The organism is Acidovorax sp. SUPP3434, assembly GCF_030159015.1.
In the GTDB taxonomy this organism is placed as follows: domain Bacteria; phylum Pseudomonadota; class Gammaproteobacteria; order Burkholderiales; family Burkholderiaceae_C; genus Paracidovorax.
On record NZ_BQXL01000001.1, the window covers coordinates 754,100 to 774,304 of the forward strand.

Here is a 20,205-nt window from a genome sequence, read left to right on the forward strand (position 1 = left end):
GAAGCGCGACACGTCGGACACGATCGAAGGATCGGGATGGCGAAACGGCAGCGCCAAGACCCCGCGGGCACACGGCGGGCCGCGGCCCCTTACGATGGCGGCCCAAGGAGTTGAGCCTGTGTTTGAGTTTTTCGAAAAGCGACTGCCCCCCTACCCCGGCAACGAACCCACCCTGCCCCCCAAGGATTTCATGGCTTTCGTGTGGTCCGGCACACGCGGGCTGCGCCGCTACGTGGTGATGATGGCGGGCCTGTCGGCCGCCATCGCGGTGTACGAGGCCCTGTTGTTCGCCGTGCTCGGCCATGTGGTGGACTGGCTCACCCAGGTCAGCCCCGCGGCACTGTGGGCCGAGCGCCGGGGCACGCTGGCGCTGGTGATCGGCATGCTGCTGGGCAGCATCGTGCTGGTGGCGGTGCAGACCAGCGTCAAGCACCAGACGCTGGCCATCAATTTCCCGCTGCGCCTGCGCTGGAACTTCCACCGGCTGATGCTGGGCCAGAGCATGGCCTTCTACGCCGACGAGTTCGCTGGCCGCATCACCACCAAGATCATGCAGACGGCCCTGGCGGTGCGCGACATGATCTTCACCACCACCGACGTGGTGATCGGCATGGGGGTGTACCTGTTCACCATCCTGCTGCTGGCCGCCGGCTTCGACCTGCGGCTGCTGGTGCCCTTTCTGGTGTGGATCGTCTGCTACGGCCTGGCGTGCTGGTACTTCGTGCCGCGCCTGGGCCAGGTGGGCAAGGCGCAGGCCGATGCGCGGTCGGTGATGACCGGGCGCATCACCGACGCCTACACCAACATCGCCACCGTCAAGCTGTTCTCGCACACCCGGCGCGAGGCCGAGTTCGCCCGCGCGGCCATGGATGCGTTCAAGCACACGGGCTACGCGCAGATGCGCCTGGTGAGCCGGTTCGAGATCGTGAACCACATCCTGGTGGTGGCCATGATGATGGGCGCCTGCGGCACGGCACTGTGGCTGTGGTCCCTGGGCCAGGTGGGCGCGGGCGCGGTGGCGGCCGTCACCGCGATGGCGCTGCGCGTGTCGGGCCACGCTCACTGGGTGATGTGGGAGATGACCACGCTGTTCGAGAGCGTGGGCACCATCCAGGATGGCATCAACACCCTCACCCGGCCACGCACGGTGGTGGACGCCCCCGATGCGCGCCCCCTGGCCGTGCCGCGCGGCGAGGTGCGGTTCGACAACGTGACCTTCGCCTACCAGGGCGGCAAGCCGGTCATCGACCGCTTGAACCTCACCATCCGGCCGGGCGAGAAGATCGGCCTGATCGGCCGCTCGGGCGCCGGCAAATCGACGCTGGTGAACCTGCTGCTGCGCTTTCACGACGTGCAGTCCGGCCGCGTGTTGATCGACGGCCAGGACATCGCCCACGTGACGCAGGACAGCCTGCGCCAGGCGATCGGCATGGTCACGCAGGACACCTCCCTGCTGCACCGCTCGATGCGCGACAACATCCTCTATGGCCGTCCCGACGCCAGCGAGCAGGACCTGCATGCGGCGGCCCTTCGGGCGCAGGCCGCGGACTTCATCGACACGCTGACCGACCTGCAGGGCCGTCGCGGCTACGACGCCCACGTGGGCGAGCGCGGCGTGAAGCTCTCGGGCGGCCAGCGCCAGCGCGTGGCCATCGCGCGGGTGATGCTCAAGGACGCGCCCATCCTGCTGCTGGACGAGGCCACCAGCGCGCTGGACTCCGAGGTCGAGGCCGCCATCCAGCAGAGCCTGGACGGGCTGATGCAAGGCAAGACGGTGATCGCCATCGCCCACCGCCTGTCCACCATCGCCGCGATGGACCGCCTCATCGTGCTGGATGCCGGGCAGGTCATCGAAGAAGGCACGCACGCGCAGCTGCTGGCACAGGGCGGTGTGTATGCCCGGCTTTGGGGCCATCAGAGCGGCGGGTTCCTGGGCGAGTCGGAAGAGGACTGAACGCGCCGCGCCAGGCCCTGGCTTCGGCAGGGCCCCGGCGCAGATTCCAAGCTGGCAGATAGCTATCATTCATATAGCAATCTGGCAACCATGTCCGAGCGCATTACCGGAGGTTACAGGCCGGCGGCGCCGTGCTCTTTAGACTCGCGCCTTTCCCAGCGCAATGCGGTTGACGCCGCAGGCCGCACCTTCCCTCCCCTTCCTACCCATTCACCACTCTTCAGAGGGAATCCCATGTCCGTTGCATCCATTCTCGGCATCTCGATCGGCGCAGGCGTCGGCACCTATTTTTCGCTCAAGAAGAACCCCATGCCGCAGGGCAAGCGCGTGCTCATGTGCGTGGGCGGCGGCGTCGTCGTTTTCGTCCTGCTCAAGATCATTCTCTGAGCGGCGCGACGGCCCCGCGCTGCGGCAGCGGGGCTTTGCAGCCCATGGCGAGGCGGCCGCCACAGCGCCGCCGCACTCCCCTTCCTCCCTTCTTCCCTCCTGCGCCTTCGGACTGTCTTCCAGCGCCCGGGCATCACGTCCCGAACACCAGCGCCTTGTGCAGCCACACGCCCGCCATCAGCCCGTTGGCGGATGCCAGCGTCGCGTTGTGGCCCGGCATGGCCGCGTCTCCCGCGGCGAACACACCGGGCACCGTGGTCTGCTGCGTGGCATCGGTGCGGATCACCAGGCCGGCCGGCCCCTCGTCGAAGGCGCAGCCCAACTGCTCGGCCAGCGGGCTGGCCATGTGCGTGCGCGGCGGCACGAACAGGGCCTCGATCGGCACGCGGCGGCCGTCCTCCAGGCGCACGGCGGACAAGGCGGGCGCGACCCCTTCCAGGCCCGCGATGCGCGCCGGCTCGAGGGCGATGCCGCGGGCAGACAGTTGCGCCAGCGATTCGGCATCGGGGGCCTCATGGCCATTCAGGAACAGCGTCATCGGGCCCCAGTCGGCCACGAGCAGCGCGTGGTGCACCGAAGCGGGCGCTGCGTACAGCGTGCCCAGCGGTCGGCCACCGACCTCGTAGCCGTGGCAATACGGGCAATGCAGCACGGTGGCGCCCCAGCGCTCGCGCAGGCCATCGACGGCCGGCAGTTCGTCCCGCACGCCGGTGGCCAGCAGCAGCTTGCGGGCGGCCAGCAACTCGCCCGAATCCAGCGTCACGGCGAATCCACCGTCATCGCCTTCGAACACCGGGCCAGTGGCGCGCGCCTGCGTGGCCGTTCCCGCCTTGAACGTGACGGACGGATAGGCCAGGAGCTGGCGGCGCGCCAGCGCGATCATGTCCTGCGGCCGCTCGCCGTCCTGGCCGAAGAACCCGTGCGACGCCTTCGCGAAGCGGTTGCGCGGCGCGCCCGCGTCCACCACGCACACGCTGCGCCGGGCGCGAGCGATCTGCATGGCGGCGGACAGGCCGGCAAAACTGCCGCCGATGACCAAGGCATCAAACCGCATGGGACACCTCCTTCATCGACAGGCCGCTCTGGGCGAAGCGGCGGTGGAAATCGCGCGACAGATCGGCCAGGGTGATCTGCTCCAGGCGCGCCAGCAGCAGCGCCTCGGCCTCTCGATAAGTGCCGTCGAGCGCGGCGTTCACCGCCTGCTCCACCAGGCATTCCGGGCGCTCCGTGCGGTGGCCGACCGCCAGGAACGGCGGCTCGCCCACGGCGCGGTGGATGTCGGCCAGGCTCACCTCCTCCAGCGGGCACGACAGCACCCACCCGCCGCCATGGCCCTTGGCCGAGGCGACGAAGCCCGCCTCGCGCAGGCCCGCCATCACCCGCCGCACGACGACGGGATGCGTGTGCATGGCCTGGGCCAGCGATTCGGAGGTGGACGGGGTCTCGTTCTCGGCCATGTGCAGCAGCACGTGGAGAACGCCGGATAGCTTGCTGTCTTGTTTCATGCAACATTATTAGTTGCATGAAAAAGATCTGGCAAGCGAAGGGGCATGCGAGGCGGGCGTCTCCCCGCGCCGGTGTTTCAGCCCTGGCGCGGCGGCAGCACCCTGGCCGGGTTGCCCACCACGGTGGCGCCGGCAGGCACATCGCGCGTGACGACGCTGCCCGCGCCGATGATGGCGTCGTCGCCCACCGTCACGCCGGGCATCACCAGGGCGCCGGCACCGATCCACACGTTGCGGCCGATGGTCACCGGGCGGCCGAACTCCAGGCCCTGGGCCCGCTCCTGCGGCGACCGCGGGTGGTCCGCCGCGAGCAGTTGCACGCCGGGCCCGATCTGCGTGCCGTCGCCGATGCGCACTTCGACCACGTCCAGGATCACGCAGTTGAAGTTGAGGAACACGCCCGTGCCCAGGTGGATGTTGAAGCCGTAGTCGCAGTGGAACGGCGGGCGCACCACGGCGCCTTCGCCCACCGAGCCCAGCTGCTCGGCCAGCAGCGCGCGCCGATCGGCGGGGTCCGCGGCCAGCGCCGCGTTGTAGCGCACGAGCCAGCGCTTGTTGGCGGCCAGATCGGCCTGCAGTTCGGGATCGCCGGCGTGGTAGGGCCGGCCGGCCAGCATGTGTTCTTTCTGTGAGGTCATCGGGCCATTGTGAACGCGCCGCGGGCGCGGGCGGTCGCCCGGGTGACCCCGTGAAGGGGTTCAAACCAAAATGGCCTCCAGCACAATCAACACTAGGGCATATCGCTATTAAATCAATAGCAAACAGAATGCTGCGCGTTGTGTGCCGCGCGTTGTGGCCCGTCAGGCAACGGGGCCACCGCCGCCGTCCGGCGCCACGGGCTCCACCGGTGCCCGCACCACCCCCAGCCGCAGGCCGAGCACGCCCAGGATGCGGTTCATCGTCTGCACCGTGCCCGGGCTGCGGCCCTGCTCGATGTCCTGCAGCGCGCGGTGCGAGATGCCCGCCAGGCGCGCCAGTTCGGCCGAGGTCAGCCGCAAGGTGCTGCGCAGGTGGCGGATGGACTCGCGCAGGGTCCATTGCGGGTGGTCCAGCAGGTCCTGCACGGCCTGGCGGCGCAGCAGCAGTTGCTGTGCCAGTGGAAGGGGGGTGTAGCGCTTGTCCATGCGAAAGGGGCCCGCTTTTCAAGTGTTCAGGTCACAGGGCCTGCAGCGCCTGCACCTGGGCCGCGATGGCGGGCTGCAGAAAGCGGTGCACCTCCGGCTCCAGGCCGAAGCCACCGCCGTCACGCGCCACTGCTTCCAGGGAGCCGGCCAGGTCTTGCAAGGCCTGGGCCAGCGGGGCGCGCGGCAGTCCGCATTCGGCGGCGACGGTGTCCAGCACCCGGCGCCAGTCCGGCGCACCGTCGTCCCCCACCGCCCAGCGGATGCGCCGCGCGATGCCATCGGGGTGCAGGTACATGGGCGCGAAGTCGAACACCGGCGTGAGGGCGATGTGCCCGTCGAAACCGCGCTGCACGGCCGTGTTGCGCGCGTGGTTGTCCTTGTTGCCCAGCGCCAGGTTGGCCACGTCGCGGCGCAGGTACTCCGCCACTTCGGCAGCGGGATCGGTGCACACGCGGGCCAGCTGGCGGCACACTTCCTCGTGCGAGGGCACGGCGCCGAAGCCCGCCCGGCCGGTGAGCGTGGCGATGCTTTCCTGCGCCAGCCGAACCACGCCGCCGCCCTGCCCCGAGCCACGCGCCGCGTCGCCGGCGATGCGGTCGAAGCGCGGAATGAAAAGCGCCCGGTCGCGCAGCACCAGCGGCGCGTGGACTCGCAGCCCCAGGTGCCGGGCGATGTCCATGTAGGGCGCCTCGTGCCGCAGGATGGCCGCGAGACGCTCGTTCGTGCCGCGGCCGAACTTGACGATGAAATGCGCCGCCGCCTCGCCATCGGGCAGCGAGTGGTCCAGGTGCAGCAGGCCATCGCTGGCCGAGCGCGTGAGCAGCACCTTGGGCCATTCGCCCTGCACGCCCGACGACCCGGCCACGAAAAGCCCGTGGCGGCCCAGGTAGTCCATGAAGTCGGACGACCGCTCGGCCACCTCGGCATCGGTGAAGCCGCGGCGCGGTCCGGTGCGCGCCTGCAGCCAGTCGGCCGCCTCTTTCACGCGCAGGTGGCCGATGGGGTTGCCGGCCCCGGCCAGCAGCAGCGGCCAGTCGGCCACGGCTTCCGACGCCTCGGGCAGACCCAGCTGGCGCAGCAGTTCTTCGCGGCCATGGCCCTGGGGCAGCAGGTCCGCCAGAAAGCCGGGCCACTGGCGCAGCTCCAGCGGCTCCAGCCCGGTGGCGAAGCCGCTGGCCAGCGCCCAGGCATCGCGCCGGCCCCCATGCTCGACAGCCCATCCCACCGCATACCCGGTGTAGCTGGGCGTGCGCCAGCCCTGGGCGGAATCACCCAGCAACAGGACGCTGGCGGCGTCGTGCCACCGGCCCTGGGCGTGGATCTGGAGCGTGCATTGCGGCTGCATATGCACAGAAATATATCAATATTGCTACTATTTAGCCATGCAATATGGATAGTTTTCTACCAAAAAACAGTGAATTGCGGAGCGGAACCTTCCTTGCCCCGCGACGCCATCGGCTTACTTGAGCACGCCGCGCGAAATATCCATCACCATGCGCGTGGCCAGGTACAGCCGGGGCACGATGGTGTCGATCTGGACGTATTCGGCGTTGTTGGAATGCGCCCCGTAGCCCGACAGGCCCATGCCCTCCACCACGGCACCGCGGGTCTTCAGCGCGGCGAACGCCGCGTCGGTGCCGCCGCCGGTGGCCTTGTCCAGCACGTTCAGGGGCAGGCCCAGTTCCTGGTAGATGGCCTTGCCGTGGCCGGCCACGCGGCGCGAAGCGTCGTTGGCCTCCAGCGGCGGGCGGCGAACCTCGAACTTCACCGACACCTTGGATTCGGGCTGCAACTTGATCTGCACCTTGGCTTGCAGTTCTTTTTCCAGCCCGTCGAAATCCGACACGCGCAGGGCGCGGGCATCGGCCTGGGCCGTGGCCTCGGCGGGAATCACGTTGCGGTTGGTACCAGCCTGGGCCACCGTCCAGTTCAGTTTGAGGCCCTGCTCGGGCTTGGACAGGTCCTTGAGCTGCAGCAGTTGGTGCGACAGCTCGTAGAGCGCATTCACGCCCTTTTCGGGCGAGGCACCGGCGTGCGAGGCCCGGCCCTGCACCGTCAGGTAGGCCGCGCCGATACCGCTGGTGGCCAGGCGCAGGCTGCCGTCCGTGCCGCCGCCCTCGAAGGAAAACACCGCATCCTGGTCGGCCGCGACGCGGGTGATGGTGCTGCGCGCACCGGGCGAGCTGATTTCCTCATCGCCGTTGATCAGCACGGTGAGCGTGCCGTACTCCTTGAAGCCGAGCTTTTGCAGCAGGCCCACGGTGTGCAGGATGGTGGCCACGCCCTGCTTGTCGTCCGCGATGCCCAAGCCGTAGGCCTTGCCGCCATCGATGCGAAAGGGCTGGTCCTTGAGCATGCCCTTGAGATACACCGTGTCCATGTGCGCGATGAAGAGGATCTTCTTCGTGCCGGAGCCCTTGAACTCGGCATGCACCGCCGGGCCCACCTTCTCGGGCGTGTCGTCCAGACGATAGATGTCGGTGGGCTGCAGGATCTCGACGGTGCCGCCCTGTGCCTTGAGTTGCCCGGCGATCAACGCGGCGATCTGGTTCAGGCCCTCGATGTCCTTGCTGCCCGATTCGATGTGCACCAGGTCGCGCAGCGTGTCGAGCAGCGGCTGCTGCTCTTTCTGCGCCAGGGCGTGCACATCGGCCACTGGTGCGGCCTGCGCCAGGGTGCCGGCGAAAGCCAGGGACAGGAGTGCGATCAATGGGCGCACGAACAATGGAGGGGTCTGCGAGGAATGCATGGTGGCACCAGTGGGCATGAATGGGAGAAAAGCCATTATGGGCCGCTGCAACGGAAACTTCACGCCCTCTGATTTCTTGCAATATCCCATTCAACCGCGGGACTGCGATAGGGAGGGATCGGTGGCGACCCACTGCGGATCGATGCGCGATGGCCGGGTACGCAGTTCGAACAGCCACATGCCATACAGCGGCAAGGCCTCGGCGAGTTGAAGCGCCCTGACCACCGGCGTCGCGGCGCCAAGCAGTGCCGGATGGGGCACGACGGCCAACAGATCGGATTGCCCCACCAGATGGAGCATGCTGGCGAAATCGGGACAGCGCACCGCGATCTTGGGCACAGGCATGCGGCGCACGCGGTGCGCCTCGGTGAGCACATCGACGGGACCTTTGACGCTGGGCCCGACGCAGGCCCACGCGGCACCCTGCAGCTCTGCCAACGTTCGGGCCCGTGCCAGAGGATGGCCGCGGCGGGCATAGACCTGCGGCTGCAGCTCGTAAAGCAGGCGCTCGGACAGGTCCGGGTGGGCAAATTGGCGCGGCTTGGGCGCGATGACCGCATCGAACTGCCCTTGCAGCAGCCCGGCGAGCAGCGCGCCCTCGTCCGCCGTCGCCATGTCGAGGCAGCGCCGGGGATCAGGAAGGCACCAGCGCGCATAGAGCACGGGGCCCCAGACCAGCGCGGCGGATGGCGTCAGCCCGATGCGTAGCACATTCCGGTCGGGCGCAGGCAGCGGCTCCGACCCCAGCGTCCCCATGCCCTGCCCCAGCGACGACGATTGCGCCGCCACCGATCGCGCCAGTTCGGTCGGCACATAGCGACGCCCCGCACGGACCAGCAAAGGGGCGGAAAAGTGCGCCTGCAGCGCCTTCATGCCCTGGCTGATGGCAGGCTGGGAGACGCCACAGGCCTGTGCGGCCTGGGCAAAAGAGCCGTGCTCGACGACCGACCGAAGGTATTGCAGATGGCGCAGATACATAAGCACCCTTTATGTATTGGCACCGATTGTGGCTTGCCGGGCAGCGCCGGCGCCGCCAAGCTAGCGCGATCTCCCCAGCGACCCACCAAGGACACCGCATGACCACGCACCCGCTCGACACCGTCAAGGCCTACCTGGGCCACCTCCACGCCAGCGATACAGAGGGCCTGATCGCCTGCTTCGAAGACGACGGGCTCGTGCACTCGCCTTTTCTCGGCACCCTGGGCGCCCGCGACTTTTTCCACCGGCTCGCGCAGGCCTCGAATGGCAGCGTGATCACCGTGCTGGACCTCTTTGCCTCGGTGGCACCGCAGGACGGCGGCGCCGTGCGCATCGCGGCCTACTTCCGCTACGACTGGACTTTGAGCGACGGCCGCGAGGTGACCTTCACCTGCGTCGATGTCTTCACCTTTGACCCAGGCAGCCCACGCATCCGGGCCATGCAGATCGTCTACGACACGCATCCCCTGCGCGAACAGGTCGGCGACAAATACGCACCGGCACCGCCGACGACTACAGCAGCGTGACGGCCTTGAGCGCAACGAAGCTCGTCTCGCGGATCACGCCCACGAAGTCCTGCAGGTAGTGCCGGCCCGACAACTGCGGCAGGCAGGCCGCGTGCAGCTCGCCCATCAGGCCCTGCTCGCCCACGGGCCGGGCGGTGACGTAGCCGCGGTCCAGATAGCTTTGCACCGCCCAGAGCGGCAAGGCCGCCACGCCGCGACCGCTCGCCACGAGCTGCAGCATGGCGACGGTGAGTTCCGTGGTGCGCCGGGGTGGGCGGATGCCGGCGGGCTCCAGCACCTGGCGCACGATGTCCAGCATCTCGTCAGGCACCGGGTAGGCGATGAGGGTCTGGTCGGCGAAGTCCTGCGCGGCCAGCCACGGCTTGTCGGCCAGCGGGTGTCCGTTGGCCAGCAGCGCGCGGATCTCGAATCCGAACAGCGGGTGGTGGTCGACGCCCGCCTCGTCGCCGTCCACCTCCGACACGATGGCCAGGTCGGCCCGGTCCTGGTGCAGCAAGCCCACCGGGTCGGCGTGAAAGCCGCTCACGATGTCCATCTCCACCTCGGGCCAGCGGCTGCGGAAGGCGTCCATCGCGGGCATCAGCCAGTCGAAGCAGGTGTGGCATTCCACGGCGATGCGCAGTTGCCCGGCGGACGCCATCGACAGCCGCGCCACGTCGCGCTCGGCCGCCTCCACCTGGGGCAGCAAGGCGTCGGCCAGCGCCAGCAGCCGCGTGCCGGTGGCGCTGAACTGGGGCGGCACGGACTTGCGCTCGAACAGGGGCGCGTTGTAGCGGTCTTCCAGCAGCTTGATCTGGTGCGACAGGGCCGACTGGGTGAGATTGAGCAGTTGCGCGGCGCGCACCAGGCTGCCGCTGTCGCGCAGGGCGGCCAGGGTGCGCAGGTGACGGATTTCCAGAATCGACTGGTTCATTAGATATTCTCAAGATGAAGGCACAAAACTTTCGTTTGAATAATAAAGGCAATCACCGGACCATGGCGGCCTGCCTCAGCGCACCACCCATTCAAAGGAATTTCGACCATGGCCCAATCACCCATCTCCACCCACACCCTCGGTTTTCCGCGCATGGGCGCGCACCGGGAACTCAAGGTCGCCCTCGAAAAGCACTGGCGCGGCGACCTGACGTCCGAGGCGCTGGAGGCCGTGGGCGCCGATCTGCGCGCCCGCCATTGGCAGGCCCAGCGCGACGCGGGCCTGGCCTTCGTCACCGTGGGCGACTTCGCCTACTACGACCATGTGGCCAACCACATCCAGCTGCTGGGTGCCGAGCCCGCGCGCTACGGCTTCCTGCCCAGCCAGCCCGAGCTGGCCCGCTACTTCAAGATGGCCCGTGGCGAGTCCATCGCCACCGCGGCCCCCTGCCAGGGCGAGTCGGGCCAGGGGGGCGCCTGCGGCCACGCGCCGGCCACGCCGCACGCCAGCCAGTTCGCGCTGGAGATGACGAAGTGGTTCGACACCAACTACCACTACCTCGTGCCGGAATTCACGCCGGCCACCACCTTCCGGTTGGCCAGCGAGCGCCTGTTCAACGAGGTGGCCGAGGCACAGGCCCTGGGCCACCCTGTCAAGGCGGTGCTGCTCGGGCCGCTGAGCTTCCTGTACCTGGGCAAGGAAAAGGCCGAGGGCTTCGACCGCTTCTCGCTGCTGCAGCCGCTGCTGGACGTGTACGAACAGATCCTCGCGCGGCTCAAGCGCCAGGGCGTGGCCTGGGTGCAGATCGACGAGCCCATCCTGGGCCTGGACCTGCCCGATGCCTGGCGCCACGCATTCGAGCCGGCGTACTGGCAGCTCAACCGCGCCGGCGCCCAGGTGCTGCTGGCCACCTACTTCTCGCCCCTGCAGGAAAACACCCGGCTCGCGTGCCAGCTGCCCGTGGCCGGCCTGCACGTGGACGCCGTGCGGGCGCCGGAGGACCTGGTGGCCGTGACCGACTGGCTGCCCAGCCACAAGCTGCTGTCGGTCGGCATCGTGGACGGCCGCAACATCTGGCGGGCCGACCTGGACGCCGCGCTGGAGCGCCTGGCCGCCATCGCCGCCAAGCACCAGGGGCCGCTGTGGATCGCGCCTTCGTGCTCCCTGCTGCACGTGCCTTTCGGTCTGGCGTCGGAAGACCGGCTCGATGCCGAGGTGAAATCCTGGCTGGCCTTCGCCCTGGAAAAGCTCGGCGAGCTGCAGACCCTGCAGAGCGCCCTCAACGGACAGCCCGATGCGGCGGCCCTGGCCAGCGCGCGCGCCGCCATCGACAGCCGCCGCGCCAGCCAGCGCGTGCACCGCCCCGATGTGGCCCGGCGCCTGGACGGCGCCCCGGCCGGTGCCGACCAGCGCACCGCGCCCTTCCCTGTCCGGCAGGCCGCGCAGCGCCAGCGGCTGCAACTGCCGCTGCTGCCCACCACGACCATCGGCTCGTTCCCGCAGACCGCCGAGATCCGCGCCGCCCGCGCCGCCTTCAAGCGCGGCCAGCAAGCACCGGACACCTACCGCGCCGCCATGCAGGCCGAGATCGAACGGGCCGTGCGCACGCAGGAGGCCCTGGGCCTGGACGTGCTGGTGCATGGCGAGGCCGAGCGCAACGACATGGTCGAATATTTTGGCGAACAGCTCGACGGATTCGCCTTCACCGCCAACGGCTGGGTGCAAAGCTACGGATCGCGCTGCGTGAAGCCCCCCATCCTCTTCGGCGACGTCGCCCGCCCCCGGCCGATGACTGTGGACTGGACCGCCTTTGCGCAAAGCCTCACCCCGCGCCCCATGAAGGGCATGCTGACCGGGCCCATCACCATCCTGCAGTGGTCCTTCGTGCGCGACGACCAGCCGCGCAGCCGCACGGCCGAGCAGATCGCCTGGGCGATCCGCGACGAGGTGACCGACCTGGAAGGCGCCGGCATCGGCATCATCCAGATCGACGAGCCCGCCATCCGCGAAGGCCTGCCGCTGCGCCGCGCGGACTGGAAGACCTACCTGCAATGGGCGACCCGGGCGTTTCGCATCAGCGCCTCGGGCGTGCGTTCGACCACGCAGATCCACACCCACATGTGCTACAGCGAGTTCAACGACATCCTGCCCGAAATCGCGGCCATGGATGCCGACGTGATCACCATCGAGACCAGCCGCTCCGACATGGAGCTGCTGCGGGGGTTCGGGGCGTTTCAGTACCCCAACGAGATCGGGCCCGGCGTGTACGACATCCACTCGCCCCGCGTGCCCGGCGTGCAGGAAATGCGGCGGCTTTTGGAGAAGGCCGCGCAGGTCGTTCCGGTGGAAAACCTCTGGGTCAACCCCGACTGCGGCCTGAAAACCCGCGGCTGGCCCGAAACCGAAGCCGCGCTGCGCAACATGGTGGACGCCACTCGCGCGCTGCGACGCGAGTGGGCGATCTTGAACGTGGCAGAGCCAGAGGTGGCAGCCAGCGCCTGAGAACTTTTGATGGCTTATTTGGGTGCTGCGTCGACCATCGCTTTGGCCGCAGCTTCGACGGTCTTGCGATTAGCCTCAGCCATTTTGGCAATCACGTCGCGAATAGCCGCTTGTTCCTGAATCCTGACATTCAACTCAGTCAGCGCGTTCGCGTTGGCCTCCTGCTGTTCTTGCATCCGTATCAGCCGCTGCGTCTTTTCGTCAACCTGGATTTCTTCATGAAAACCTTGGTTTCCTGGACCAGCATTGATGTGCACATCGACATCGATGTCGCGCTCATCGTCGGAGCCGCTGTCCGAAGGAGGCGGCCCTTCCATGTGCACATCGATTTCTTCATGGGTGTCATGATTTTTCGGCGCGGTGCTGATGTGGACATCCAGGTCCAGCTCAGTCTCGCTGTCGGAATCGGTGTCCGAAGGAGAGGGCGCGTCCATACCCAACTTGATTTCTTCCGGGCTGCTGTGGCTCGGCTTCACCGGCAACGGTGGTGGCGGGGGTGGCGTGGGCGGGCCGCTGACAGGCACCTCGGTCGCTTCGGCAGGTACCTGCTCCTTGGAAGGAGGCGTCATCGTGATGATCGCGTCTTCATTACCGCTATTGGTCTTCTGCATTTTCTGGAAAAGCGGGCTGCTGTGAATGTCATTCAGCAGGGAGGCTTTACCGTCATCGGAATTTTTACCATCGCGCGATTTGATCAGGCTGTCGCGTACCGCTTCGGCACTCAGTTCTCGCTTCTGGCTCTGAATCAGCGAGTTCTTTCGCAGCAAATTGATGTTGGAGCGCGGTGCCAAGCTGCCTCCAAGCTCCCCTTTCGATTGGCTATTGGCCTGCAGGCCGTCGGGGCCACCCAGGCTTTTGCGCGATTCCGACCTCTGAAGGGTCGGCTCCTTGATGGAACCTGAATCCTTCAGGCCGGGAAGCCCTCCCAGCTTATTGGAGGAAAGGTTATTCACAGAAGTAGTCATGGCAAGCCTGGGCGTGGATCGATGGTGATCGAAGTGTGCGCAAGCCCGCTGCCCTTCCCCCAAAAGTAGCGAAGGCATGACCCTCGAAGCGAAGGCGGCAGCACAACTTTGCATCGGACCCCTCCTACGAGTTCAGGGCCCCCAGTCCTGCCGAAACAATTGTTTCAGCATTCGACACTTGGTCTACCGATACTCACCTACTCCAAAGGAAACCATGTCTATTTCTCTCATCCTGCTCATCGTGCTGATCTTGATCTTGATCGGTGCCCTGCCTACCTGGGGCCACAGCCGCTCGTGGGGATATGGTCCCAGCGGCGGTATCGGATTGGTGGTGGTGATCCTGTTGGTCCTGCTGCTGATGGGCCGGATATAAGCCCCATCGACGCCGTGCTACCGCGGTGTCGATTTTTCAAAAAGGCGGCCTACCAGGCCGCTTTTTTTGTTTGCCCGTTGATGGCGCCAGCGAGGCCAGCAGTCCACCACTCCATCCCCAAAACGATTGATCACGCAGGCCGTTTCTCCGCCGCGATGAATGCCATCGAGAATTGGGCGAACTCCTTGCCGTCCACCACCCCATTGGCATTGCCCCCCTGATCCATCAACTGCAGGATGGCCTGCGACAGTTCGCTGTTGCCGGTCTTGGCGCCAGAGGTGTCTCCCAGGCCCTTCATGAATTCTTCCTGGGAGATATTGCCGTCGTGGTTGGCATCGAACCCGGCCGTCAGCTGCTCTTTCTGCGCCTGGGTCGCACCGAACTGGGTGAGCAGCTCTCCAAAACTCTCCGCGGAGACCGACCCGCCCTGAGACGACGCGAGGGAAGACCGCGCCGCCACGCCCCGGGTGGATGCGGCCGCGCTCTGGCCCGCAACGCCGGACAGCGCCTCGGCTTCTTTGCTCAAGGTGATCTGCGTGGAGGGCTCGGCGGGCGAAGCGTCGCTGCCCCGCGCGGAAGCCGAGGGTTTCGCCGCTCCGGAGGACGACGCGTTGAACAGCAGGGATGCGACCGATGCAAGGCCGGAAATAAGGGGTGTCATCGCCAAAGTACTCCTGTCGGTGGCGAAGCAGTCCACACAAGAAAACGCCCTTCGCCCGGCCCATGCAGGGTAGGCCCTGGCGAAAATTCCAATGCGGTGAAAAAGCCCCGATCTCCAGGCCATTAACTTCCCATGGACTGTTCAGGACCGGGCCCCGCCTGGGCCCATGGGTGGCCCATCCCAGAAGCGAGGCGTGACGGAGCCTGAAAGATCCGAAAATCACCCCCGCTCAGGCGACACGCGGGCTCCCAGTGCTCCGGTCGGAGCATTGCCCGGCAGCGAAGCGCGCGCGCCCGGCGGCCGGCGCCGCACGAACTGATACGCCAGCGCCAGCAGTACGAACCAGGCGGGCGTGGTCAGCAGGGCCTGGCGCGTATCAGCCTCGAACGACAGCAGCACCACGATGCCGGCGAAGAACGCCAGGCACACGCCGCACATCCAGGCACCGCCCGGCATCTTGTACAGCGAGGCCGCATGCAGCTTCGGTCGCTGTCGGCGGTAGGCGATATAGGACAGCAGGATCATCGACCAGACGAACATGTAGAGGATGGCCGAGACGGTGGTCACCAGCGTGAAGGCCTCCACCAGGTCCGGAATCACCCACATGAGAAAAGCGCCGGCCAGCAGGCAGGTGCACGAAAACAGCAGTCCGCTCGAAGGCACGCCGCGGCGCGACAGCTTAGCGAAGCGCCTTGGCGCCACGCCTTTCTCGGCTAGGCCGAACAGCATGCGGCTGGTGGAAAACACCCCGCTGTTGGCCGACGAGGCCGCCGAGGTCAGCACCACGAAATTGATCACGCTGGCCGCCGCGGGCAGCCCGGCCAGCACGAACAGCTCGACGAACGGGCTCTTGCCGGGCACCACCTCGCGCCACGGGGTGACCGCCATGATGGCCACCAGCGAGAACACATAGAACACGATGATGCGCAGCGGGATGGAGTTGATCGCGCGCGGCAGCGTGCGCTCCGGGTCCTTGGCCTCCGCGGCGGTCGTGCCCACCAGCTCGATGCCCGCGAAGGCGAACACCGCGATCTGGAAGCCGGCGAAGAACCCCATCCAACCGTGCGGGAACATGCCGCCGTCGTTCCACAGGTTGGCCACGCTCGCCGTGCGGCCCGAGGGCGAGACGAAATGGGCGTAAACCATGTAGAACCCCGTCGCCACCAGCGCCATGATGGCCACGATCTTGATCATGGCGAACCAGAATTCGATCTCGCCGAAAAGCTTCACCGTGAGCAGATTGAGCGACAGCAGCAGCCCCACGCAGGCCAGTGCCGGCGCCCACTGCGGCAGGTGGGGGAACCAGAACTGCGAGTAAGCCGAGATGGCGATCACGTCGGCGATGCCCGTGATGATCCAGCAGAACCAGTAAGACCAGCCGGTGAAGAACCCGGCCCAGGGGCCGAGCAGATCGGCCGCGAAATCGATGAAGGACTTGTACTGCAGGTTGGACAGCAGCAGCTCGCCCATGGCCCGCATCACGAAAAACAGAATGAAGCCGATCATCATGTAGACGAACACGATCGACGGCCCCGCGAGGCTGATCGTCTTGCCCGAGCCCATGAAGAGGCCGGTGCCGATGGCCCCGCCGATGGCAATGAGCTGGATGTGCCGGTTGGACAAACTGCGCTGCAGATGGTCGCTGTCGTGCCGGCCCGGAATGTCGGGCGAAACCTGGGTTGCCATGGAAAACCTCCTGATTGATGTTGTTTCTTCGGCGCGAAGGGCATTCAGGGCGGCCACTGCCGTGTCTGGATGGATCGCGCTTCCGGGCTTCTCTCCCAAGACGCACGGCGCGGTACGCCGGACTGGCCCGGCTCAGGGTATTCCCTCCCTGACCGATGGAAGGGCGGGAGGATAAACCAGCCACGCCCCAAATGGGTGCAGCGCTGCATCCAAAGGTTGGCGGGTCGAGTCGGCCACCTACCCTGTTTGGCGCACGATAAACCGGGCGGCGGCTCTGCGACGGGACCCACCATGGAGCGGTGTATCAAGAGAGCGGATCGTTCGCCGGCTCGGATTGATTGTTCCGATTCAAATCTGGATTTTTTGAAACAGCGGTTATTGAAACAGGCTGACCGATTATCGCGAGGGCCGGCTATTTCCAAGCGAATGCAGTGGAATCGTCGCGCCGTCCATATCCAAGACAGACCGGACGGAATCCGCGCAGTCATCCCGTTGGATCAAAACGGCTGCGCCGACCGCGGGCGCGCCACTGGGTGCAGCAGACGCCCTGGAATTCGAAATCAGCATGGCCATGAAAGACCGGACCGACCGCTACCGAAGCGGCGATCCGCTGGCGTTATTTGCTGCAGGTGCCTGCCGTCGCCATTTCGAGCTTCGCCACGGCGGCCTTGCCTTCTGCCTCAGGGATCAGTTCGACGTCGGAGCCGCCGATGAATGCACCGATCTTCATGTACTGCCGGACGAAGTAGTTTTTGCCTTTCTCGAACATCACTTTCAGCTCGTTGGGCGAGAACTCGGAATCCGTGGCAATCACGTGTTCCTGTCCACCCGTGACTTCCGTGTGAAAGAACACGTCAGGACCCGATTCCCCCAGGCATTTTCCGTCCACCCAGATATTTCGTTTGATCGCCTTGCCCACGAAACTGTCGCGATAGACATAAAGCCCCGAATGGCCTTCGCTGGGCTGCGCAAATTCCTTGGCCTTTGCCGAAGCCTCCTTGCTTTCCATCTTCACGGAAGCGCATCCAGTGAACAGCGCGGACATCAAAACAATCAAAGCAATCTTCTTCATGGGTTTCTCATCAGGGATATTCGCATGGCATGTCCTCGGGCATGCGAAAAATCAAACCACTCCCGTGGCTCCGAGGCGGCGAGATCATACATTTAGTTACGTTCGTATTATTCCGACGCATCCGGCGCGTGAACGATTTTCAGCGTCTGGTCGGAGGACACCTCCTTCAGCCAGGTCCAGACCGCCTGGATGCGCGCCTGGTGCTTGGCCTCCGCCGGCATGCTCATCCAGAAGGTCCGCGTGAACCGGGCCTCTTCGGGCAGCACCCGGGCCAGCACCGGATCGCGGTCGGCCAGAAAGGCCGGGAGCACGGCCAACCCTGCGCCGGCGCGCACCGCTTCGTACTGCGCCGTGATGCTGGTGCTGCGAAACGCGAACCGCGCCGGCCGGTGCAATGCGTCCAGAAACTGCAGTTCCTTGGTGAAGAGCAAATCGTCCACATAGCTCACGAAGGCATGGTGGCGCAGATCGTCCCGGGTCGAGACCAGCGGGCGACGGGCCAGGTACTCGCGCTGGCCGTACAGGTGCAACGTGTAGTCCGCCAGCTTGGCGACGATGACCGATCCCCGCGCGGGGCGCTCCAGCGAGATGACGATGTCCGCCTCGCGCCGGGACAGGTGCAGCATGCGCGGCAAGGCCAGCAGGTCGATGGTGAGGCCGGGGTTCTTCTGCGTGAGCCGTGCCAGGTGCGGCGCGAGGATGAGCGTGCCGAAGCCTTCCGTCGCGCCCACGCGCACCACCCCGGACAGGCCCGCCGCGGCATTGGCCGGGGCCGCGCGCTCCAGGCCGAGCACCGCGGTTTCCATGGCCTCGACGGCGGGCAGCAGTTGCCGGCCCGCCTCCGTCAGGCGGTGCCCGCCGGCCTCGCGTGCGAACAGCGGTGCGCCCATCTGCTTTTCCAGCGACTGGATGCGGCGGGCCACCGTGGTGTGCTCCACGCCCGTGCGGCGTGCCGCGCCGGCCAGGGTGCCGGAGCGCGCCAGCTCCAGAAAGTAGCGCAGGTTGTCCCATTCCATTCGTGTGAGGCCCTCTCATCCATGTGTTCTTCGTGGGGCGCGTGCTGGCCGGCCAGCCGCCGCCTGTGCAAATTTGCAAACCCAAGGTGCATGCATGCGCCTTGTGCTGGCAATTTCGCACAGCTAGGATGCGCAGGCCACCGGGATTTGCCCGCGGTTGCGGCCCGGGCGCCCTGCCGGGCCGCCAGCCCCGGCCGGGCAAATGCCATTGTCCCGGCCCCACATGACAGACAGATACAGGAGACAAGACACCATGGACGCATCCATCACCGCTCAACAGGCCCCACAGGCCGCCCTGGCCCCCACCGTCAAGCTGCTGATCGGCGGCCAGTTCATCGAGTCCCAAACCACCCAGTGGCGCAACGTAGTGAACCCCGCCACGCAGGAAGTGCTGGCGCGCGTGCCCTTTGCCACGCCAGAGGAGATCAACGCCGCCGTCGCCTCGGGCAAGGAAGCCTTCAAGACCTGGAAGAAAACGGCCATCGGCGCCCGGGCGCGCATCTTCCTCAAGTACCAGCAGCTGATCCGCGAGAACATGGCCGAACTGGCCGCGATCCTGACGGCCGAGCAAGGCAAGACGCTGCCCGATGCCGAGGGCGACGTGTTCCGCGGCCTGGAGGTGGTGGAGCACGCCAGCGCCATCGGCAACCTGCAGCTGGGCGAGTTGGCCAACAACGTGGCCGGCGGCGTGGACACCTATACGCTGATGCAGCCGCTGGGCGTGTGCGCGGGCATCACCCCGTTCAATTTCCCCGCCATGATCCCGCTGTGGATGTTCCCCATGGCGATCGCCACGGGCAACACCTTCGTGCTCAAGCCCTCCGAGCAGGACCCGATGGTGACCATGCGCCTGTGCGAGCTGGCGCTGGAGGCCGGCGTGCCCCCGGGCGTGCTGAACGTGGTGCACGGCGGTGAGGACGCGGTGAACGCCATCTGCGACCACCCGGACATCAAGGCGATCAGCTTCGTGGGCAGCACCAAGGTGGGCACGCACGTGTACAACCGCGCCAGCCTTTCGGCCAAGCGCGTGCAATGCATGATGGGCGCGAAGAACCACGCCATCGTCATGCCCGACGCCAACAAGGAGCAGACGCTCAACGCCCTGGCGGGCGCCGCCTTCGGCGCTGCGGGCCAGCGCTGCATGGCGCTGTCGGTGGTGGTGCTGGTGGGCGAGGCCCAGCAGTGGATTCCCGACCTCGTCGCCAAGGCCAAGACGCTCAAGGTGAGCGGCGGCACCGACAAGGGCACCGACGTGGGCCCGTTGGTCTCGTGCGCAGCGAAGGACCGGGTGGAACACCTGATAGAGCGCGGCATCGCCGACGGCGCCACGCTGGAGCTGGACGGCCGCAAGCCGCAGGTGGCGGGCTACGAAAAAGGCAACTTCGTCGGCCCCACGGTGTTCAGCGGCGTGAAGCCCGGCATGTCCATCTACGACCAGGAGGTCTTCGGCCCGGTGCTGTGCCTGGGCGCGGCGGCCGACATCGATGAAGCGATCGCCTTCATCAACGACAACCCGAACGGCAACGGCACGGCCATCTTCACCCAGTCGGGCGCGGCAGCGCGCAAGTTCCAGGAAGAGATCGACGTGGGCCAGGTGGGCATCAACGTGCCGATTCCCGTGCCCGTGCCGCTGTTCTCGTTCTCGGGCTCGCGTGCCTCCAAGCTGGGCGACCTGGGGCCGTATGGCAAGCAGGTCGTGCTGTTTTACACGCAGACCAAGACGGTCACAGCGCGCTGGTTCGACGACAGCACCATCTCGCACGGCGTGAACACCACCATCAGCCTGAGGTAGC

General features: G+C 66.7%; 19 protein-coding genes. 6 read left to right on the forward strand and 13 right to left on the reverse strand.

The genetic code is table 11. The annotated features are described in order from the left end of the window. Positions 1 to 118: 118 nt before the first annotated feature. Both AVKW3434_RS03320 and AVKW3434_RS03325 read left to right on the forward strand, forming a co-directional pair. Positions 119 to 1,954 (forward strand): ABC transporter ATP-binding protein, encoded by a 1,836-nt coding sequence (locus AVKW3434_RS03320; RefSeq protein ID WP_284404362.1) that lies wholly within the window; start codon positions 119 to 121, stop codon positions 1,952 to 1,954. A 234-nt stretch (positions 1,955 to 2,188) separates the two neighbouring features. Further along, positions 2,189 to 2,341 carry a hypothetical protein gene (locus AVKW3434_RS03325; protein ID WP_284404364.1) on the forward strand — a complete coding sequence of 51 codons (153 nt, stop codon included), beginning with the start codon at positions 2,189 to 2,191 and terminating at the stop codon, positions 2,339 to 2,341. Positions 2,342 to 2,474: 133 nt separating this feature from the next. Here AVKW3434_RS03325 and AVKW3434_RS03330 read toward each other — a convergent pair whose 3' ends face one another. The 7 genes from AVKW3434_RS03330 to AVKW3434_RS03360 form a co-directional block, all read right to left on the reverse strand. Beyond that, positions 2,475 to 3,395 (reverse strand): NAD(P)/FAD-dependent oxidoreductase, encoded by a 921-nt coding sequence (locus AVKW3434_RS03330; protein WP_284404366.1) that lies wholly within the window; start codon positions 3,393 to 3,395, stop codon positions 2,475 to 2,477. After that, on the reverse strand, positions 3,385 to 3,846 hold the full coding sequence (locus tag AVKW3434_RS03335) for an Rrf2 family transcriptional regulator (protein WP_284404368.1): 462 nt from the start codon (positions 3,844 to 3,846) through the stop codon (positions 3,385 to 3,387). The genes AVKW3434_RS03330 and AVKW3434_RS03335 overlap by 11 nt, the downstream gene beginning before the upstream one ends. 77 nt (positions 3,847 to 3,923) lie before the next feature. Then, the gene (locus AVKW3434_RS03340) at positions 3,924 to 4,484 is read right to left on the reverse strand and encodes a sugar O-acetyltransferase (protein ID WP_284404370.1); all 561 of its coding nucleotides are present in this window, start codon (positions 4,482 to 4,484) and stop codon (positions 3,924 to 3,926) included. A 162-nt stretch (positions 4,485 to 4,646) separates the two neighbouring features. Further along, positions 4,647 to 4,970, reverse strand: coding sequence for a helix-turn-helix domain-containing protein (locus AVKW3434_RS03345; RefSeq protein WP_284404372.1), 324 nt, complete (start codon positions 4,968 to 4,970; stop codon positions 4,647 to 4,649). 31 nt (positions 4,971 to 5,001) lie between these two features. Then, positions 5,002 to 6,315 (reverse strand): type II toxin-antitoxin system HipA family toxin, encoded by a 1,314-nt coding sequence (locus AVKW3434_RS03350; RefSeq protein ID WP_284404375.1) that lies wholly within the window; start codon positions 6,313 to 6,315, stop codon positions 5,002 to 5,004. Between the two features lie 114 nt (positions 6,316 to 6,429). Next, complete coding sequence (locus tag AVKW3434_RS03355; protein WP_284404376.1) at positions 6,430 to 7,719, reverse strand: M20/M25/M40 family metallo-hydrolase; 1,290 nt, start codon at positions 7,717 to 7,719, stop codon at positions 6,430 to 6,432. Positions 7,720 to 7,809: 90 nt separating this feature from the next. Next, positions 7,810 to 8,697: a LysR family transcriptional regulator gene (locus AVKW3434_RS03360; protein WP_284404378.1), complete on the reverse strand. Its 888-nt coding sequence runs from the start codon at positions 8,695 to 8,697 to the stop codon at positions 7,810 to 7,812. A gap of 98 nt (positions 8,698 to 8,795) precedes the next feature. Here AVKW3434_RS03360 and AVKW3434_RS03365 point away from each other — a divergent pair, with 98 nt between their 5' ends. After that, a complete protein-coding gene (locus tag AVKW3434_RS03365; RefSeq protein ID WP_284404380.1) occupies positions 8,796 to 9,224 on the forward strand; it encodes a nuclear transport factor 2 family protein in 429 nt (142 codons plus the stop codon). Here AVKW3434_RS03365 and AVKW3434_RS03370 read toward each other — a convergent pair. After that, positions 9,211 to 10,137 carry a LysR family transcriptional regulator gene (locus tag AVKW3434_RS03370; protein WP_284404382.1) on the reverse strand — a complete coding sequence of 309 codons (927 nt, stop codon included), beginning with the start codon at positions 10,135 to 10,137 and terminating at the stop codon, positions 9,211 to 9,213. The two genes, AVKW3434_RS03365 and AVKW3434_RS03370, sit on opposite strands and share 14 nt — an antisense overlap. A 108-nt stretch (positions 10,138 to 10,245) precedes the next feature. On the opposite strand from AVKW3434_RS03370, the gene metE reads away from it, so the two are divergent. Beyond that, positions 10,246 to 12,639, forward strand: a complete 2,394-nt coding sequence (metE, locus tag AVKW3434_RS03375; RefSeq protein WP_284404384.1) for a 5-methyltetrahydropteroyltriglutamate--homocysteine S-methyltransferase — start codon at positions 10,246 to 10,248, stop codon at positions 12,637 to 12,639. A gap of 14 nt (positions 12,640 to 12,653) precedes the next feature. On the opposite strand, the gene AVKW3434_RS03380 is transcribed toward metE, so the two are convergent. Continuing rightward, positions 12,654 to 13,604: a hypothetical protein gene (locus tag AVKW3434_RS03380; RefSeq protein ID WP_284404386.1), complete on the reverse strand. Its 951-nt coding sequence runs from the start codon at positions 13,602 to 13,604 to the stop codon at positions 12,654 to 12,656. Between the two features lie 214 nt (positions 13,605 to 13,818). On the opposite strand from AVKW3434_RS03380, the gene AVKW3434_RS03385 reads away from it, so the two are divergent. Further along, positions 13,819 to 13,977 carry a DUF3309 family protein gene (locus AVKW3434_RS03385; RefSeq protein ID WP_284404388.1) on the forward strand — a complete coding sequence of 53 codons (159 nt, stop codon included), beginning with the start codon at positions 13,819 to 13,821 and terminating at the stop codon, positions 13,975 to 13,977. Positions 13,978 to 14,107: 130 nt separating this feature from the next. On the opposite strand, the gene AVKW3434_RS03390 is transcribed toward AVKW3434_RS03385, so the two are convergent. The 4 genes from AVKW3434_RS03390 to AVKW3434_RS03405 all read right to left on the reverse strand — a co-directional run bounded on the left by AVKW3434_RS03390 (position 14,108) and on the right by AVKW3434_RS03405 (position 18,412). Continuing rightward, positions 14,108 to 14,638 (reverse strand): EF-hand domain-containing protein, encoded by a 531-nt coding sequence (locus AVKW3434_RS03390; RefSeq protein ID WP_284404390.1) that lies wholly within the window; start codon positions 14,636 to 14,638, stop codon positions 14,108 to 14,110. A gap of 219 nt (positions 14,639 to 14,857) precedes the next feature. Continuing rightward, positions 14,858 to 16,324 carry a D-serine/D-alanine/glycine transporter gene (gene cycA / locus AVKW3434_RS03395; protein WP_284404392.1) on the reverse strand — a complete coding sequence of 489 codons (1,467 nt, stop codon included), beginning with the start codon at positions 16,322 to 16,324 and terminating at the stop codon, positions 14,858 to 14,860. A 616-nt stretch (positions 16,325 to 16,940) separates the two neighbouring features. Then, positions 16,941 to 17,396 (reverse strand): DUF2846 domain-containing protein, encoded by a 456-nt coding sequence (locus AVKW3434_RS03400; RefSeq protein ID WP_284404394.1) that lies wholly within the window; start codon positions 17,394 to 17,396, stop codon positions 16,941 to 16,943. 107 nt (positions 17,397 to 17,503) lie between these two features. Next, positions 17,504 to 18,412, reverse strand: a complete 909-nt coding sequence (locus AVKW3434_RS03405) for a LysR family transcriptional regulator (protein WP_284404396.1) — start codon at positions 18,410 to 18,412, stop codon at positions 17,504 to 17,506. 253 nt (positions 18,413 to 18,665) lie between these two features. On the opposite strand from AVKW3434_RS03405, the gene AVKW3434_RS03410 reads away from it, so the two are divergent. Next, entirely contained in the window at positions 18,666 to 20,204 is a 1,539-nt protein-coding gene (locus AVKW3434_RS03410) for a CoA-acylating methylmalonate-semialdehyde dehydrogenase (protein ID WP_284404399.1), read from the forward strand. Position 20,205 lies beyond the last annotated feature (1 nt).

What these genes read in the sequence shown, in the direction of transcription:
- AVKW3434_RS03325 (WP_284404364.1), top strand. Translation starts at nt 2,189, where the DNA reads ATGTCCGTTGCATCCATTCTCGGCATCTCGATCGGCGCAGGCGTCGGC.
- AVKW3434_RS03330 (WP_284404366.1), bottom strand. Translation starts at nt 3,395, where the DNA reads ATGCGGTTTGATGCCTTGGTCATCGGCGGCAGTTTTGCCGGCCTGTCC.
- AVKW3434_RS03335 (WP_284404368.1), bottom strand. Translation starts at nt 3,846, where the DNA reads ATGAAACAAGACAGCAAGCTATCCGGCGTTCTCCACGTGCTGCTGCAC.
- AVKW3434_RS03340 (WP_284404370.1), bottom strand. Translation starts at nt 4,484, where the DNA reads ATGACCTCACAGAAAGAACACATGCTGGCCGGCCGGCCCTACCACGCC.
- AVKW3434_RS03345 (WP_284404372.1), bottom strand. Translation starts at nt 4,970, where the DNA reads ATGGACAAGCGCTACACCCCCCTTCCACTGGCACAGCAACTGCTGCTG.
- AVKW3434_RS03350 (WP_284404375.1), bottom strand. Translation starts at nt 6,315, where the DNA reads ATGCAGCCGCAATGCACGCTCCAGATCCACGCCCAGGGCCGGTGGCAC.
- AVKW3434_RS03355 (WP_284404376.1), bottom strand. Translation starts at nt 7,719, where the DNA reads ATGCATTCCTCGCAGACCCCTCCATTGTTCGTGCGCCCATTGATCGCA.
- AVKW3434_RS03360 (WP_284404378.1), bottom strand. Translation starts at nt 8,697, where the DNA reads ATGTATCTGCGCCATCTGCAATACCTTCGGTCGGTCGTCGAGCACGGC.
- AVKW3434_RS03365 (WP_284404380.1), top strand. Translation starts at nt 8,796, where the DNA reads ATGACCACGCACCCGCTCGACACCGTCAAGGCCTACCTGGGCCACCTC.
- AVKW3434_RS03370 (WP_284404382.1), bottom strand. Translation starts at nt 10,137, where the DNA reads ATGAACCAGTCGATTCTGGAAATCCGTCACCTGCGCACCCTGGCCGCC.
- metE (WP_284404384.1), top strand. Translation starts at nt 10,246, where the DNA reads ATGGCCCAATCACCCATCTCCACCCACACCCTCGGTTTTCCGCGCATG.
- AVKW3434_RS03380 (WP_284404386.1), bottom strand. Translation starts at nt 13,604, where the DNA reads ATGACTACTTCTGTGAATAACCTTTCCTCCAATAAGCTGGGAGGGCTT.
- AVKW3434_RS03385 (WP_284404388.1), top strand. Translation starts at nt 13,819, where the DNA reads ATGTCTATTTCTCTCATCCTGCTCATCGTGCTGATCTTGATCTTGATC.
- AVKW3434_RS03390 (WP_284404390.1), bottom strand. Translation starts at nt 14,638, where the DNA reads ATGACACCCCTTATTTCCGGCCTTGCATCGGTCGCATCCCTGCTGTTC.
- cycA (WP_284404392.1), bottom strand. Translation starts at nt 16,324, where the DNA reads ATGGCAACCCAGGTTTCGCCCGACATTCCGGGCCGGCACGACAGCGAC.
- AVKW3434_RS03400 (WP_284404394.1), bottom strand. Translation starts at nt 17,396, where the DNA reads ATGAAGAAGATTGCTTTGATTGTTTTGATGTCCGCGCTGTTCACTGGA.
- AVKW3434_RS03405 (WP_284404396.1), bottom strand. Translation starts at nt 18,412, where the DNA reads ATGGAATGGGACAACCTGCGCTACTTTCTGGAGCTGGCGCGCTCCGGC.
- AVKW3434_RS03410 (WP_284404399.1), top strand. Translation starts at nt 18,666, where the DNA reads ATGGACGCATCCATCACCGCTCAACAGGCCCCACAGGCCGCCCTGGCC.